Origin of the sequence: Acetobacterium sp. (assembly GCF_036508315.1) — a bacterium.
Taxonomy (GTDB): Bacteria; Bacillota; Clostridia; order Eubacteriales; family Eubacteriaceae; genus Acetobacterium.
Genome location: NZ_DATCHP010000094.1, coordinates 1 through 16,211 on the forward strand (window position 1 = coordinate 1; position 16,211 = coordinate 16,211).

The window sequence follows — 16,211 nt, forward strand, 5'->3', positions numbered from 1 at the left end:
TGCATTGGGATTAGTCACCGGGATGGTGCTCCCTACGGATAGGCCATTCATGGTGGCCAATTCCTCACTAATGAGACAGGTCATGTCGGCATCAAAGCTGAATATCTGACCACTGGTCACTTGATTGGTGCCGCTGACAAAGCTGGCCATGGCATTTTTGCCGCTATAACCGGTAATGGTGAAATCACCCTGAATACCCATTCCCGAAGGGCCATCAACCCTGGTCGTGCCATCTGGCGGGGTTTGCCCTGATGTCGTCTGCCCTGAGGTTGTTTGAGTGGTTGTTGCAGTGGCTGTGGTGGTTGTTTTACTTGTTGATACAGGTTCCAGGCCAGTACCCTTACTTACTGAACTGCTCAAGGTGTAGTAAAAATCCTTCACATATTGAGAGGTTGCATAATTTTGCATTTCGGCAAGAGTAAGATCCTGATTCTCCTGCATCAGGGATTGCACATCAGTACCGGAAGCCTTGGCTTGGGTCATCAGGGATTGCCGGTCAACGGAAATACTGCCAGTGATTTGAATGTTGCTCAGACCGGTTGCTTCCAGCTGTTTGGCGGATTGTTTAATGGATAGGGCAATGCAACTGGATATGGCAATCACCAACACAATCATTCCGATGAGAATATTGCGTCCGGCATTACGTGTGACGTTTCGAATACTGCTTTTCAGGATATACATCTTCAACCTCCATGATGAAATTAATTGATTTTCATCATTTTAACTTAATAATGTGGCTGTCCTTTGATTGTTATGTGACTTTTATGTGAACTTTGGAAAAGGCGGAATAATAATTTTATTTTTTTGAAAAATATTTAGGATAATTTATTAACTAATTTGAAACTAAGCCGATAATATAGAGGCATTGAATAATCTTCAAGAAAAATAGGAAGAGGTAGCTAATATGAATTTGAAATTCAAAGTTTTAGTATTGACTTTAATTAATTTAGGAATTCTAATAGGATTTACCTATTTATTATTTTACATAGCTTTTTTTGGATATATCAATACCGAGACAAAAAGCCAGATGATGAGAAATTTTGAAAGCGCCGAAAAGATTATTGACAATGAAAAAGGTAATCTCGATGTCGCCTTAAGGGATTGGGCCTATTGGGATGATACCTATAATTTTATTGCCGATGGCAATGAAGCATACAAACAATCGAATTTACAGAAAGAAAGCCTGGAGTATCTTAAGTTGAATTTGATGCTGATCGCCAATGATCAAGGTGAAATCATCGGATCTGAGAACCAGGGGTTATCAGAAGATGTTGCAATAAAAGTGACCGAAAAAATAAAACAAGGCAATTTTTATACGGGCATTTTAACCAAAGAAGAGGATGTCAATACCGATCTTGTAAACGTTGATGGTCAGGTCTATTTTGTCGGGTCTGCTTTGGTCAGCAACTCCAGCCATTCTGCCGTCAGTAATGGGTCCATTGTTTTTGTTCGGGCTTATGACGACAACTTAATGGGCTATATTGAAGATTTGACAGGGCTTAAGGTGTCGCTAAGTGAAACACCATTAGGAACGGCTTCACCACTGGGAACCCAGATTTTACCAACAGAATACAATGGTGAAACCTATCTCACATCAAATAAGCTCCAGGAGGATATTAGTGGAGAAAAATCCATTAATATGGTCATCCTTCAAAAACAAACCAATTACAGCCTTATAGCAAATCGGTTTAATGGATTTGTTATTGGGTTTATCCTACTGATATTATTAATTTTACTGTGTGATTATTTTGTACTTAACCGAATGGTCTTTAAGCGCCTTACTAAATTAAAGAATTTTCTCAATGAAGTGACAAAGAAAAAAGATACCGCCTTGTCCATTCGAGTTGATGGACCTGATGAACTGGGCCAGTTAGCCGAATCAGCCAATAAAATGCTTGAAGCCCTTGATTCGGCAAACAAAGACATCAAGCAGATGGATGAAAGATACCGGCTCGTTATGGAGGCGACGAGTGACGGTTATATTGATTTTTTGGTAAAATCCCAGGAAATATACATCAGCCCAGAGTGGAAGACGTTCATTGGATATGAGGGTGGAGATGGGTATCAATTGTATTTAAACTATTGTTTGAAAATCCATCCCCAATGTAAAAAGAGATTATTAAATACTTTAGATAATGTAGTGAATGGAAAAATCGATTATTATGAAGAGGAATTTCGTGTGATTGGGATCTCAAATCGCATTATTTGGGTTTTGCAACGGGGCAAGGTGGTTCAAAGAGACGAAAACAATATAGCTGTCAGAGTGATCAGCACAATTTCTGATATTACCATGAGGAAAACAAACGAAGAAGAAATCGTGTTTTTAAGCTACTCAGACCCTTTAACAATGCTTAACAACCGTGCCTTTATGAAACGGCAGTTTGAAATGCTGAACAATGAAAAGAATCCCGATTATTTTATCATTATGTGTGATATTAACGGATTAAAAATCACAAATGATGCATTCGGACATAAAGAAGGAGATCGCATTCTGGTTGCGGTGAGCAATCTATTAATGCATAGTTGCCAACCGGATGATGTTGTTTCAAGATGGTCCGGTGATGGATTTGTAATGATTGTTAAAGATAAAGATCAAAAATATATTTCCAATTTAATTGAACGAATAATGAGTGAAGCAAAGAAAATAGACGGTTTCCATTTTAATATCAGTATGGGCGTAGGTAGTGCAAAAAGAAGCATTGAACATACCAACACAGAAGATGTTATGAATCTGGCAGAGAAGCGTATGTTTCGCAGCAAGCTAATGGACCGATCAAGCTCAAGAAATGCACCAATCAGTTCACTGACAAGAACGCTTCATGAAAAAAGCAGTGAAACTGAAGAACATACCATGCGGATTAAGGTGTTGAGCAACACCCTTGGAAAGAAACTCGGGCTCTTACAGGACAAACTCGATGAACTGGGACTATTGTCACTGCTGCATGATATCGGTAAAATCGGCATTCCCGAACAAATCCTGATAAAACCGGAAAAACTTACCGAAGAAGAATGGGGAGTTATAAAAACACATTCGGAAATAGGATATCGGATTGCAAAATCAACCCCTGAGCTTGAGCATATTGCAGATGCTATTCTTTCCCATCATGAAAAATATGATGGTACCGGTTACCCGAACGGTCAAAAAGGTGAAGCAATACCCTATTTGTCCAGAATAATTAATGTTGTTGATTCCTTTGATGTGATGACACACAGCAGAATTTACAAGGAAGCTTCCGAGCTATCTTACGCAATCAATGAATTAAAACGCTGTTCAGGAACCCAATTTGACCCAAATATTGTTAAACAGTTTCTTGTGATAATAGAAGCTGATGAATTGATATCATTACTGGAAGTTGCGATTTAGTAGGACACTGCTGGTTTTTATGTCAATCCTAAGCTGCTTACAGGCATAACCAAATTGAGTAAACGTGTCACCTTCAATCGAGGGTGATTTTTTTTGTGGGGGGACAGGGGATACGCGCGGGGACGTGGGGACGTTTAGTTTGTCTTATTGCTTCGTATTTTATTTTTGGCATAATTAAACAATTAATGATAAAATTGTTTAAAATAACAAAAATATAAAGTTGAGAAGAAAAAATGAAATTTGAAATTACCAGCAAGCTCACAAAACAAATCGATGAAATGCGGTATCTTACCGTTGAAAATGCCTGGCGGTACAGAAGTATTTTGCGGTATTTTTATATGCAGTATGAGAAAATGAAATATTGGCTGTATAAGGAAGATGTTTATGAAACCCTGAAAACAAATGACGAATTCAAAGAATATACCATGGAAATGTGCAGACAGGATCTGGACGTGCTGCTATCCTGGAAAAACCTTTCTGCGCTACAGGATACTTCCAAGGTTTCCACAGTAGAGGAATTCAAAAACAAACAATTCAGGTACCAGCTTTCTGAGTACAGTGTGGAGATCGAACGACTTACCATTCGGTTGGAAAACCTGTTCGTTGAAACGGCTTCACTGGAACCCACACTTTTAGAAAGATTGCGGGAGGAACTGAAAAAACTCCCTCAAATGGCAAAGCTCAGTGAAAAGGAAGTGGGGAGCTGGTGGAGTGGGCTTAATAGTGACTTCAAAAGGCTGAATCAAAATTATCAGGACTACATCAGAGATCTTTACACGATTAAAGCCGAAGAAATGATGAAAACCTAGGAGTTTATGGTCTTCAAGGATAAATTCATCGAATATCTCAGGGACTTTGTCAAAGGGCTGCAGCATTATGCCAATGCCATTGAATATATTCTGAAAAATTTCAAGGCTATGGATGTTGAGATGGTTTTGAAAAAAGCCATTGATTATGAAATCTACATTCCGAGAATCGATACCGACATTGATGAAGATGGCATTCGAGAAAACATAGTCGGTCGCTGGGATAACTTGAATGCATGGTTTTTAGGGACAAATGGTAACGAAAGTGAGGCGGCAAAGCTCATGGACATTACCAATGATATCATCCGCAAGATCACCCGGTATGCATCCCAGATTTCTGAAAGCAGAAGCAGTGCCATTAATCGAAAGGAAGAATACAGAAAGCTTGGCCAATTATTTTCCCAATGCAGGGATATTAAGGAAGCCCACAAGCTCTCCAGTTTATCCTTTGGAATCTTTCACATGAAGCATATTAAATCGGATATTTTCAGGGAAACAGAAAGCATCAACAGTGATGTTTTTGAAGAATCACCGGTTATTTACACCGTGAAGCCCCGAGTGAGAGGGTATCAGGAAAAAGCGAAACGAAGCCCTATTCGAAGCAATACAGAGAAAAAAGAAGCGATGATGAACAAGGTGAGAGCAGAGCGGGAAATTGAGGAAAAAACCATTGAAAACTATGTGGTTGAGGGTTGCATCGATTTTTCTTCCCTGCCGGTCATACAGGAGCATGTAAGAAAAACCCTGCTAAAATGGTTGTGTAAGGGAATTAACAGTACAGTTAACAAGGGAAAAACAGAAGACGGACGTGTTTTTCAAGTGGAAACGCCAAAAGAGTCCGGAAAACGTTGCATTTTGAAATGCGAAGATGGTAATCTGGAAATGCCGGCATATATTTTACGATTTGTGGGAGTTGAAAATGAAGGAGCTTGAAATACTATTAGACAAGTACTGGGTCATAAAGGATGATGACAAAGATTTGTTTTACAGGGTCAAAGACAGCATTCCTCAATTTAAAACTTTTCTCAGTGAAAAGCTGGGGTACAGAATTTTAATGAATCAATACCTGATTAAGTTAGAAAAAATTCCAGGAAGCGCACAAAGCTTTATGGGGATAAAAGAGTTCAACCATCCCGTTGAATATGTTTTACTATGTCTGCTGCTGATGTTTTTAGAAGACCGCTCCAGAGATGAACAGTTTGTTCTCTCTGAAATCACCGAATTTATCGAAGAAAATTTTATGGGAAAAGAAAAAATAGACTGGACCCAATACAGACATCGAAAGCATTTCATTAAAGTCCTGCGATTTGCACAAAGTATGGGAATAATGACGGTCAATGATGGGGATGATCAAAAGTTCGCCTATCACACAGAAACAGAAGTATTATATGAAAGTACGGGTTTGTCCAGATACTTTGTCAGGCATTTCACATCAGATATTTTGGATTATGCTAATGTTAAAGAGCTGGAAAATGCAGAATGGGGAGATTTAAATGCCGACCGGGGGATTATCAGGCGACATCGGGTGCACAGAAAGCTCCTTATGGAACCGGTTGTATACTCCCGGGAATCGGATGATGTGGACTACGATTATATAAAAAAACAAAGAGGCTTAATCGAAAACGATTTTCAAAAATATCTTGATTATAATCTCCATGTCCATAAAAATGGCGCCATGGTCGTCGTTCCCACCGAAAAGAATTTACGGGATACCTTTCCCGATACCAAAGCCATCAGCGACATCACGTTGCTATTCAATGGACGGATTCGTTTAGCCATAAGTCAAGGCAAATTTCAAATCAACAATTCAGGAGGCATCACAATGTCCCGCGCCGCCTTTGATACACTGGTGATGGAGCTTAAAAAAGATTCAGGACATGGCTGGAGTAAGGAATACAGAGAGATGCAGGGCTCCAATCTGGCAGATCGTCTCATGGACTATATGGAAAGCTTCAAGCTGTTGAGAAGCATCTATAATGGCAGAGAAATTGAAATTATGCCACTGGCTGGTAAATTAATCGGAGAATACCCCCAGGAATACGGGCAGGAAAATGAGGAGAAACAACATGGAGAATAACAGGTGGGTAATGAATCGGGCCGGGCTGGTGAACTTCTGGTATTACGATGATGAAGCCTTTGATTTTTCCAAAGGCAGGCTGCTGTTAAGAGGGTCAAATGGCTCAGGCAAATCCGTTACCATGCAAAGCTTTGTGCCTTTACTGCTTGATGGGAACAAAAGTCCGGAAAGACTGGATCCCTTTGGATCAAGAGCAAGAAGAATCGAGAATTATCTTCTTGGAGACGATGACAACGGTAAAGACGAATCCATCGGTTACCTTTATCTGGAGTTTAAAAAGAAACACTCCAACCAAATCGCAACCATCGGCATGGGATTTAAGGCAAACAGAGGAAAACCCCTGAAATCCTGGGGGTTCTCCGTTACCGATGGAAGAAGAATCGGTAAGGATCTGTTTTTATATAAACAAATGGGTGAAAAAATTCCCTTGACCATGAAGGAGTTAGTCAACAGAATCGGGGACGGCGGTCATGTGGTAGAGGGTCAGAAAAACTATATGAAGCTTGTCAACGACCTGATTTTCGGCTTTGAAGATCTGGATGAATACGATGAATTAGTCAAACTTTTAGTTCAGCTGAGAAGTCCAAAATTATCAAAGGATTTTAAACCGACCGTTATTTATGAAATTATGGAAAACTCCTTGCAGCCCTTGTCGGAAGATGATCTCAGACCCATGTCCGAGGCCATTGAAAACATGGACAATATTAAAAGCCGATTGGAAGAATTAAAAGAGTGCAAAGAGGCGGCCGATCGAATTAAGCAGGCCTTTGATCGCTACAATAAATTTATTATTCTGGATAAGGCGAAACGATATCATGACCATAAAACTCAATTGGAACAACAAAACAGCCTGCAAATTAAAAGAAGAAAAGAAATTGACGCATCGACAAAGCAGGTTGATGCCTTAAAAGAGACCATTGTAAATTTAGAGATTCAGCTTCAAACACAGCAGGAAAAAAAGAGGGAACTTGAGAAACATGACAGTGTGCTCATACGGGATAAGAGCATAGAAACCGAAGAAGACATCGGCGCCCTCATTGCCCAACTGACAGACAAGGATAAGCAGCATGAGTCAAAACGCAACCATGAAAGAGATCTGGATAATCAAATCAGAGATTATCAGGCACAAAAAGATGGGGGAGCAGCGGATACCCTTAAAAAGCTTGATGAAATGGAAACCCAGGCAGAAAGTTTTGCCTTTGATGAACATGCCTTTATGATGGATGAAATGAAAAAGGACTTGTCAGAGTCTTACAACTTTACCTATATAAAAAACACCCTGAAGGATCATACCCAAACCCTTTCAAGCGGGGTCAAAGCCCTGGAGGAAGAAAAAAAGAGCTCCAGGGACTATGACACGCTCTGCCTGGAACTGGACAAGCTAAAGAAAGAAGCTGCAGAAAAAGAAAAGATCCTGGAACAGGCAAATCGACAGCTCGCTGACATTCAGGATGAAACCATTGAAAAGCTGTATGTCAGCAATGATACCAATAAAGAATATATCATATCCCAGGATGGGCTCATTAATCTCTCAAGAGAAATACAGCATTTTGGACCGACCAGTAATTACAATGGCATCTCTGATCTGCTTCGTAAGGAATACAGCAGTTTAGAAGCAATCAAAGCGGAAAAGCTTTATCATGAAAAAGCGCAACAAAAGACAATCGAAACAGAGCGATCCCAAAAAGAAGAGGAAGTCCGTCATTGGAAAAATATCAAAGATCCGGAGCCTCATCGGGAAGAAAAAGTGATTAAAAACAGAGAAAAGCTCACAGCAATGAAAATCCCCTTTGTACCTCTGTATAAAGCGGTGGATTATGTGGAAGGAATCAGTCAGGAAATCCAATCATCCATTGAAGAAGCCATGGTGGATATGGGGATACTGGACGCCTTGATCATTCCCAAAGCCTACCGAGAACAGATTAATTTGATGGAAGATAAAAGAGGGGATAAGTATATCTTTTCTTCGCCGAAATTCATGGTCCACAGCCTTAATCAATACCTGAAAGTCGATACCTCCATGCATGATATTTCAGCGGAGGAAGTGGAAAATGTCCTGACCAGTATTCTTCTCGATGAAAATCATCATACTTATATGGATGAGAAAGGAAATTACAGCCTCGGCATTCTGAAAGGGAGAACCGGCGGAAGCTATACCCCTAAATTTATTGGTTCGACCGCAAGGAAAAAATATCGGGAGGATAAACTTTTCACATTGGGTCAGGAATTGGAAGAAATTCAAAAAAGACTCAGTGAAAAAAAGCTGGATGTCCAAACGATTGTAAATGAATTAGAAATATTAAGACAGGAATTTTCCGACACGCCCGGACAGGACGATCTTGTGACAGCTGCAGAAGTGGTAAGAAATACAGCCTTTGAACATGAAATGTGCATTCAAGAGCTGGAGAAGAAAAGATCAGCCGAAAAAGTCCTATATGAAGTGGTTAAAAAAATCAAGGAAGAGGTTTATAGAATCACCCGGCACATTACCTTGACCCTGGATCTTGAAATTTACCGGGAAGCCCATGAAGCAGCGATTGACTATAGAGAAGAGCTTTACGAATTAGAAAAGCTCAAGATTAAAATGCAACATGACCTGGGTGATTTAGCAGTTGCAGAAAATCGCTATGAGAAGATCCGTGAAGATATTGATGACATTTTGTATGAAATAAACATCCTTAAAACCAGGCTTTCTTCTCAAAATATGATCCTGAATAATTTAAATGGGCAATTAAAACTAACAGATTATGAAGCCATTAAAACCGAACTGGAACGATGCCTGAAGGCCCTGAAGGAGATACCAAAAGAAAAAGAAGCGTGCATTATAAAAAGAGAACAGGAAACAGGAAAAGTACAACGATTAACCGAAGAATTGGCGAAGTCAGAGAAAAATTTAAGTCTTGATCAGAAAATCAATGAAATCCTTGAGGAGTCTTTTAAAAAAGAATGGGGACTTGGCTTTGTTGTTAAAGTTCAGGACAGCGATGTTTGGGTAATTGCCAAAGATTTGATCAGTGAAAATCCTGTTTCAGATAAAATGGACAAGGAACATTATACGGTAAAGCTCCTGGAATATTTTAACAGAGACAGTCAATACCTCAGAGAGTACGCCGTGAACATTCAGCACATCTTTGAAGAAGAAAGTGACGCCCGGGAAGACCAAGCCGTAACTAATGCTGTGGCCATGAGAAAAAGAATGAATATTACCGCAAAGGTGACAGGTAAATCGGTTAACTTCTATGAATTGTCCGCTTATCTACACGATAGTTTTGAGGAAACGCAAAAGCTGTTAAAAGAAAGTGACAGAGAGCTTTTTGAAGATATTCTGGTAAAGAATATCAGTAAAAAGATTAGCGGACGTATTTTTCACAGCGAAAAATGGGTGGACAACATGAACAATCTTATGGAGAAAATGGACACCTCAATGGGTTTGAGCTTCAGTCTTAAATGGAGCAGTAAAAAAGCAGAGTCCGAAGATCAGCTGGATACCAAAAAACTCGTAAATCTGTTAAAAATGGACGGAAATCTTTTAAGGGATGAGGACTTGAGCGCCCTTTCAGAGCATTTCAGATCCAAAATTGAACTGGCCAGACGGACCATGGAGGATAAGAATGTGAATATGACCTTTCACTCAATCATGAAGGACATTCTTGATTATCGGAAATGGTTTGAATTTAAATTGTTCTTTAAAAAAACCGGCCAAATGAGTAAAGAGCTCACCAATAATGGCTTCTTTAAATTGAGTGGCGGAGAAAAAGCCATGGCTATGTATGTCCCGCTTTTTTCAGCTGTGAACGCAAGGTACGAAGGAGCAGGAAAAGACAGCGCACGGATTATTTCCCTGGATGAAGCCTTTGCCGGAGTGGATGAGCAGAATATTCGGGATATGTTCAGATTATTAAATGATCTGGATTTAAGTTATATTATTAATTCTCAAATTTTATGGGGAGATTACGATACCGTGGATTCTATGGCGATCAGCGAACTGATAAGACCGGATAATGTTGATTTTGTCACGGTCCTTCGCTATCATTGGAACGGGAAAGTCAGAAAACTGGTGGGCAATGATGGCCCGTGATTTTGTTGCTTATCTGAAAAACAACCCCGGATTTAAGCGCATTCTGGTAAAATTAAAGGATAAATATACTTCCCTCGGGCATTTTGGCGGCATCATCCGGCTGGAGAGGATCACTCAGGATGAGCGGACGTGCTGAGAAGCCTTTTCAGGAAGGATTACCCTGGGAAAAGCGCATCTTTTTCGGTGGAAAAGTTCATAAACGCCTATGATGAAACTAAATTCAGGGGAATCGATTTTATGGAAGTGCTGCCATTATATTTCGAGGAAGAACTGAATTGGAAAAAGGATTTAAAAACCCTTTATCAGAAAGAAAAAACCCAGTATTTTAAACAGTTGATCAGTCAGTTCCAGGACACCCCCGGAGCCTTGTGGTTAGGGGAAACAATCAATCAAAAAAATAATGCCTATCCAGTTCTTACGGTCAAATATGATGAGGATAAAGAACGGCTTCAAAGGTTGCTGTTTCAGGTCTGCCAAGGTTTAAACCAATGTATCATAGATCCTGAAAATGTGCGCTTAGCCCTCTTTGCATCACAGATTACCAAAGACCCCCATGCCTTTGATATGAACAAGGAAGGCGGGAGACTGCTGCTCTATGCACTCAGCTATCAGTATAAAATAAAATACCCCAAAAATGCCGAAGAGCAAATGGAGCTGTTATACACAGCGGGGCTCATCTATGATGAAGTCTCTAATTATACGATTTGCCGGGGGATAAAGGCTTATGTGGCGAACCAACTGCATTCCGGTTGGAATGGTTTTGCCAATGTCGGCGAACCCCTTCACATATCACTCTGGAATATCAGCAGAATCGATAGGGTGTCCTGTGTGAAAAACAGAGTTTATGTTTTTGAAAATCCCACCGTATTCAGTGAAATTGCCGGCCTTCTCGAAGACCGACCCTGCTCCATGATCTGCTCTGCCGGCAACATAATGGTTGCCACCTTATTGCTTTTAGATAAAATTGTTCAGGAAGGCAGTCTGATTTATTATGGCGGGGATTTTGATCCCGAAGGTCTCATCATTGCCGATAAGCTCAAAAAAAGATACGGCGAAAAATTAATACTCTGGCATTTTAATCCGGAAGAATATAATGATATCCAATCAAAGATTGAAATTTCTGACACCCGATTAAAAAAGCTCGATGGCATTGCATCCCAGGAACTGCTGGAAATGGCAGAGATCATCCGGCAATCCGGATGTGGCGCTTATCAGGAATTGCTGGTGGATGATTATATGAAAGATATCGAACTATTTTTATCAGCAGATTAATCAATAAAAGTGTTTTGAAATAAAAAAACATTAAAGTATTAAAGATTAGATGGTTATTTAGTATAATCCAGATTATCATAATTTAGATTATACTAAATATGAAGATGTGTGCAAAGATATATTTGCTGTTCACCGCAGAGACAAGAAGCAGATAGTTTAAGAAAAGAGGATAACCCATGAAAGATTATCAACCCGATGATTTTGATTTTGACAAAGCCCTTGGAGAAATTTCCCAGGGCATTGCAAAACCTAACATATTGATCTGCGGTGCCACCGGTGCAGGAAAAAGCTCAGTGGTGAATCATATTTTCGGAAAGAACCTTGCCCAAATAGGCCACGGGATTCCGGTTACCCAGGGGATTACAAAATATGAGCGAGCTGATTCCGGGGTGGTATTATATGACACTGAAGGCTATGAAATTGGAACAGAAAAAGTCGCCCATTATAAAGATCTGGTGGAAAGTTGGATGAATGAGGCCAGGGGAATGGATCTGAAAAATCAAATCCATGAAGTCTGGTATTGCATTTCAGCCGGGAATAAACGAGTTACCGATATGGATATTGATGTGATCAAAAGTCTTAAAGTCCAAAAAGTGCCTTTGGCGGTGGTGCTCACCCAAATTGACAACGTTGATGAAGAAGAGCTTGCTGGCATGGAGTCGGCGATCCGCAAATATTGTGACGTGGAATTTTTCAGAACCTGTGTTTCCGATGATGAAGAAGTGTTAACAGCCCTTAAGGATTATCTCCAGTGGGATGCCCTGGTTGATTGGGCCATCGCTCATTTGGATGAGTCCCTGAGGGAGGGCTTTATTGGCGCCCTTCAAGGCAATCTGGCATCAAAGCGAACCTTAATCAATCATAAAATAATTCCATTATACACCAGTGCTGCTGCAGGCATTGCCTTAACCCCCATTCCCTTTTCAGATGCGGCACTTTTGGTGCCGGTCCAGATAAAAATGTCCCTTCACATTATGAAAACATATGGCCTTGATCAAACCCTGGGTAATCTTTCATCGCTGGTGGGATCGGTGGTTGTTTCTGAATCTGGTCGGCTCCTGGCCCAAACCCTGAGTGCCAATCTTTTTAAGCTGATTCCAGGGGTGGGAACAGCGATTGGCACCGGGGTTAACGCCGTAGTGGCATCCAGCTTTACAGCCGCCATGGGCTATGCCATTTCAGAGATTTGCTTTCGCTGTGCCACGGCTATTTTTGAAGAAGGTAAGGAAATAAATTTTGCGGATTATTTTAACAGCAAAAACATTGCAGGCTTAATTACCGAATGGTTTAAGGTTTCCAGACGTGGATAAAAAATGCGAAACCAATGTACTCATTTTAGGAAAAACCGGGGTGGGAAAAACATCGCTGTTTAATTATATCTTTGGTGCCGATCTTATGAAAACCGGCGCCGGGCGACCGGTAACCGGCATGGGTTTATTTGAGGAATCCGTGGTACTTAATCCAAAGCTGACCCTTCACCTTTACGATTCATGGGGACTGGAGGCAGATAAATCACAAAGCTGGAAAGCGTTAATTCAAGAGGCTCTGGAAGAGCATAATGTTCGGGAAATCAAGGAGTGGTTTCACACCATTATCTATTGTCTTTCGGCGAAATCTGCCAGAGTTGAAGAGTTTGATCTGGAAATGATTAATACTCTGGCCAAAGATGGGGACCCGGTGATGGTAGTGCTCACCCACTGTGACGTTATGAACGTTAAAGCATCCATTAAAGAAATGCGGAAGGTTCTTTGTATGAATCCTCATATTTGTCAGGAAGATATTGTGGAAGTATCCAGTCATTCCAAAAAACTGTTAGGCGGCAAGAAAACAGAAACCTTTGGAAAAGAAAAAATTATCCAGCGAATTAAGGTTAATCTTTTGGGTTCTATTTCCAGTAAAATGCCTAAGATCCTTGAGGATTTCGGGAGGCCTAAGATTGAAAAATGGCATTTCGATTGTTCGGAAATCATTGAAAGAAATGTCAGGCTGTTAAATCCCTGTTCGACAAAGAAAGAACAAAAACGCAACGAACTTTTCGATCTCTATGCCCGGGATATTTTCGATGAAATTGAAAAAGAATCCGATGTTCTGTTTAATGAAGCCTATGATTACTACATGGAATTCAGTAATCAGCTTTCAGGTAATTCCCTGGTAGAAACCCCGAAAACTCAAAAAATTCCCAAGATTACGCATTTAGAAATAAAAAAAAGTAACAAAATCAAAGTAGCAGTCGCCGGAACCATTTTTTTCTGTATTCCGGTGGTAGGTCTGCTGGGTAAATATGCTATAAGGCAGCGAACCCGGGCTTATTATAAAGAAGGTCTCAAACATAACCGGGGAATACTCGATTTCCAGTTAGAAACCTGTGTGGAGATACTAACCAGGGAATTAAATCAAATCAATGCCGAGTTGGCGTTTGATGGAGAATAAAAAGAAAAATTATAGGTAATTGCGAAAGTGCAGAGAGCTTCGCTGTCTGTTTACATTAAACAATTTTTCCACTATACGGCGTACAGTTCATTGAACTGTTCGCCTATACGTTATAAAATTGTTTATGAAAACTGACATCAAAGCAATTTACGGTTGTGCTTATAAATTTTGCAATTACCTAAAGAGAAATGATAAAAGGAGTCGGTTATGGAATTAACACCACTGATAAAAGCAATGATCCAATATAATGGCCCGGATCCCCGAAGGACTCAGCACTTCCTTAAGGTTTATGCCTTTGCAAAAACCATTGGCGAAGCTGAAGCTCTGGATAAGAAAAACCAGGAGATTTTAGAGGTTGCTGCGGTTGTCCACGATATCGGGATTAAAATCAGCGAAGAAAAATACGGGAAATCAACAGGAAAAACCCAGGAAAAAGAAGGGCCGGTTGAAGCTAATAAACTTCTTGAAGACTTGGGCTATGATGCTCCGCTCATTGAGCGGGTGTGTTATCTGGTGGGACATCATCACAGTTATCATCAGATAGATGGAATGGATTATCAAATTTTAGTCGAGGCCGATTTTTTGGTAAACATATATGAAGATCAACTTGAGCAAAGGGCCATTGAAAAGATTCGGACCAATATTTTTAAAACAGAAACAGGCATTGGAATATTAGATTCCATGTATTTAAACGAGCCTGCTTCATATGAAGAAGTATAAATTTAAACAGAAAAAGGGGCCATTGCTCAATAGCGAGTTCGCTATTGAGCAATGGCCCCTTTGGTGTATCTAATAGGGTTAAATACTGCTCTGTTTAAAGAGCGGAATCGCCTCTTTCGCCTGTTCTTATTCGGATACAGTCGTCTACCGGTTTAATAAAAATTTTACCATCACCAATTTCGTCTGTCCGGACGGTTTTAATAATAAGGTTAATGGTGTCTTCCACCTTGTTATCAGCTACAACAATCTTAATTTCTATTTTTGGAATCATATTCATCATAACTTCTGTACCCCGATTATGGGCGATCCAGCCTAGCTGATTGCCACACCCCAAAACCTGGCGGACGTTCATTCCATTGATTTTAGCTTCGAAAAACGCATCCTTTAGGGGTTCCAATTTTTCAGGACGAATAATTGCTTCAATTAGTTTCATAACATTTTCCTTTCTGTGATTATTTAAAAGTCAGGTTACCCTGACCCTTAAATAATAATTTTATCCAAAATATACTACTGGTCAATTCCTGAAAACGCTGCATAACCTTCTTCAGAGTGTTCGGTGATATCCAGGCCAAGGGCTTCTTCTTCAGGTGTAACACGAATCGTCATGACCTTCTTCAATACCAGCATAATGAGAGCTGTCATTGCCGCAGAATAAAGCACTGAAATACCAACCGCCATCAGCTGGGCAACAAACAATTCTGTTTGACCAAAGAATAAACCATTCCACTGTGCAACCGGATTAATAGCCGATTGGGCAAACAGACCGGTTGCAATACCGCCCCATATACCGCCAATGCCATGACATCCGAAAGCATCCAATGAATCATCATAACCGAATTTTTGTTTTACTTTTGTCATAAAGAAGAAACAAATAGGACTCACCAAAGCTCCGATGACTAAAGCTGCTCCGAAAGGTACAAAGCCGGCACCGGGTGTAATGGCAACTAAACCGATAATCGCACCCGTCACTGCGCCCATAACCGTCACCTTTTTATAAAGGAAGGTTTCTATGAGCATCCAGCTTAATAACGCAGCTGCTGAAGCAAGCATGGTGTTAACAACCGCCTGAACCGCCAATCCATTGGCTGCCAAAGCAGAACCACCGTTAAACCCGAACCATCCTACCCACAGAATAGCACCGCCAATGAAAAACAGGGGGATGTTATGTGGATGATACGCCTTAATTCCAAAACCTTTTCTTGATCCAAGGATAATACAGGCCACCAGTCCGGAAACACCGGAGCTGATATGAATAACATTCCCACCGGCAAAATCCACTGCCCCAAGTCCGGCAATAAAACCACCCTGGCCCCATACCATATGAGCTAACGGGTAGTAAACGAGAATCAACCAAACAGTAACAAAAACAAATAATGCCGAAAATTTCATTCTTCCGGATAAAGATCCAACAAGAATCGCCGGAGTAATGATACAAAACATCAACTGGAAGATTGCAAACAATGC

Annotated in this window: 10 protein-coding genes and 2 pseudogenes; 9 read left to right on the forward strand and 3 right to left on the reverse strand. The window is 40.4% G+C overall.

Annotated features, from left to right (window positions below; genetic code table 11):
- Positions 1–681, reverse strand: a pseudogene (locus tag VIK44_RS11035) (ABC transporter permease); the annotation flags it as partial.
- Between the two features lie 223 nt (positions 682–904).
- On the opposite strand from VIK44_RS11035, the gene VIK44_RS11040 reads away from it, so the two are divergent.
- The 9 genes and pseudogenes from VIK44_RS11040 (at position 905) to VIK44_RS11080 (ending at position 14,747) form a co-directional block, all read left to right on the forward strand.
- On the forward strand, positions 905–3,364 hold the full coding sequence (locus tag VIK44_RS11040; RefSeq protein WP_331553949.1) for an HD domain-containing phosphohydrolase: 2,460 nt from the start codon (positions 905–907) through the stop codon (positions 3,362–3,364).
- Between the two features lie 278 nt (positions 3,365–3,642).
- A pseudogene (locus VIK44_RS11045) lies at positions 3,643–5,103 on the forward strand (TIGR02677 family protein).
- Positions 5,090–6,247 carry a TIGR02678 family protein gene (locus VIK44_RS11050; protein WP_331553950.1) on the forward strand — a complete coding sequence of 386 codons (1,158 nt, stop codon included), beginning with the start codon at positions 5,090–5,092 and terminating at the stop codon, positions 6,245–6,247. Before VIK44_RS11045 ends, VIK44_RS11050 begins: the two are co-directional and overlap by 14 nt.
- Positions 6,237–10,325, forward strand: a complete 4,089-nt coding sequence (locus VIK44_RS11055) for a TIGR02680 family protein (protein ID WP_331553951.1) — start codon at positions 6,237–6,239, stop codon at positions 10,323–10,325. The genes VIK44_RS11050 and VIK44_RS11055 overlap by 11 nt, the downstream gene beginning before the upstream one ends.
- Entirely contained in the window at positions 10,312–10,461 is a 150-nt protein-coding gene (locus VIK44_RS11060) for a hypothetical protein (protein ID WP_331553952.1), read from the forward strand. The genes VIK44_RS11055 and VIK44_RS11060 overlap by 14 nt, the downstream gene beginning before the upstream one ends.
- A complete protein-coding gene (locus tag VIK44_RS11065) occupies positions 10,455–11,597 on the forward strand; it encodes a TIGR02679 domain-containing protein (protein WP_331553953.1) in 1,143 nt (380 codons plus the stop codon). Before VIK44_RS11060 ends, VIK44_RS11065 begins: the two co-directional genes overlap by 7 nt.
- 176 nt (positions 11,598–11,773) lie before the next feature.
- Positions 11,774–12,907, forward strand: a complete 1,134-nt coding sequence (locus tag VIK44_RS11070) for a YcjF family protein (RefSeq protein WP_331553954.1) — start codon at positions 11,774–11,776, stop codon at positions 12,905–12,907.
- Entirely contained in the window at positions 12,900–14,027 is a 1,128-nt protein-coding gene (locus VIK44_RS11075) for a GTPase domain-containing protein (protein ID WP_331553955.1), read from the forward strand. Before VIK44_RS11070 ends, VIK44_RS11075 begins: the two co-directional genes overlap by 8 nt.
- A gap of 207 nt (positions 14,028–14,234) precedes the next feature.
- Positions 14,235–14,747 (forward strand): HD domain-containing protein, encoded by a 513-nt coding sequence (locus VIK44_RS11080; RefSeq protein ID WP_331553956.1) that lies wholly within the window; start codon positions 14,235–14,237, stop codon positions 14,745–14,747.
- 94 nt (positions 14,748–14,841) lie between these two features.
- Here VIK44_RS11080 and VIK44_RS11085 read toward each other — a convergent pair whose 3' ends face one another.
- Together VIK44_RS11085 and VIK44_RS11090 are read right to left on the reverse strand one after the other, a co-directional pair.
- A complete protein-coding gene (locus tag VIK44_RS11085; RefSeq protein ID WP_331553957.1) occupies positions 14,842–15,180 on the reverse strand; it encodes a P-II family nitrogen regulator in 339 nt (112 codons plus the stop codon).
- A gap of 74 nt (positions 15,181–15,254) precedes the next feature.
- Positions 15,255–16,211 (reverse strand): ammonium transporter (locus tag VIK44_RS11090; protein WP_331553958.1); only part of this gene is annotated, 957 nt, incomplete at its 5' end.

What these genes read in the sequence shown, in the direction of transcription:
- VIK44_RS11040 (WP_331553949.1), top strand. Translation starts at nt 905, where the DNA reads ATGAATTTGAAATTCAAAGTTTTAGTATTGACTTTAATTAATTTAGGA.
- VIK44_RS11050 (WP_331553950.1), top strand. Translation starts at nt 5,090, where the DNA reads ATGAAGGAGCTTGAAATACTATTAGACAAGTACTGGGTCATAAAGGAT.
- VIK44_RS11055 (WP_331553951.1), top strand. Translation starts at nt 6,237, where the DNA reads ATGGAGAATAACAGGTGGGTAATGAATCGGGCCGGGCTGGTGAACTTC.
- VIK44_RS11060 (WP_331553952.1), top strand. Translation starts at nt 10,312, where the DNA reads ATGATGGCCCGTGATTTTGTTGCTTATCTGAAAAACAACCCCGGATTT.
- VIK44_RS11070 (WP_331553954.1), top strand. Translation starts at nt 11,774, where the DNA reads ATGAAAGATTATCAACCCGATGATTTTGATTTTGACAAAGCCCTTGGA.
- VIK44_RS11080 (WP_331553956.1), top strand. Translation starts at nt 14,235, where the DNA reads ATGGAATTAACACCACTGATAAAAGCAATGATCCAATATAATGGCCCG.
- VIK44_RS11085 (WP_331553957.1), bottom strand. Translation starts at nt 15,180, where the DNA reads ATGAAACTAATTGAAGCAATTATTCGTCCTGAAAAATTGGAACCCCTA.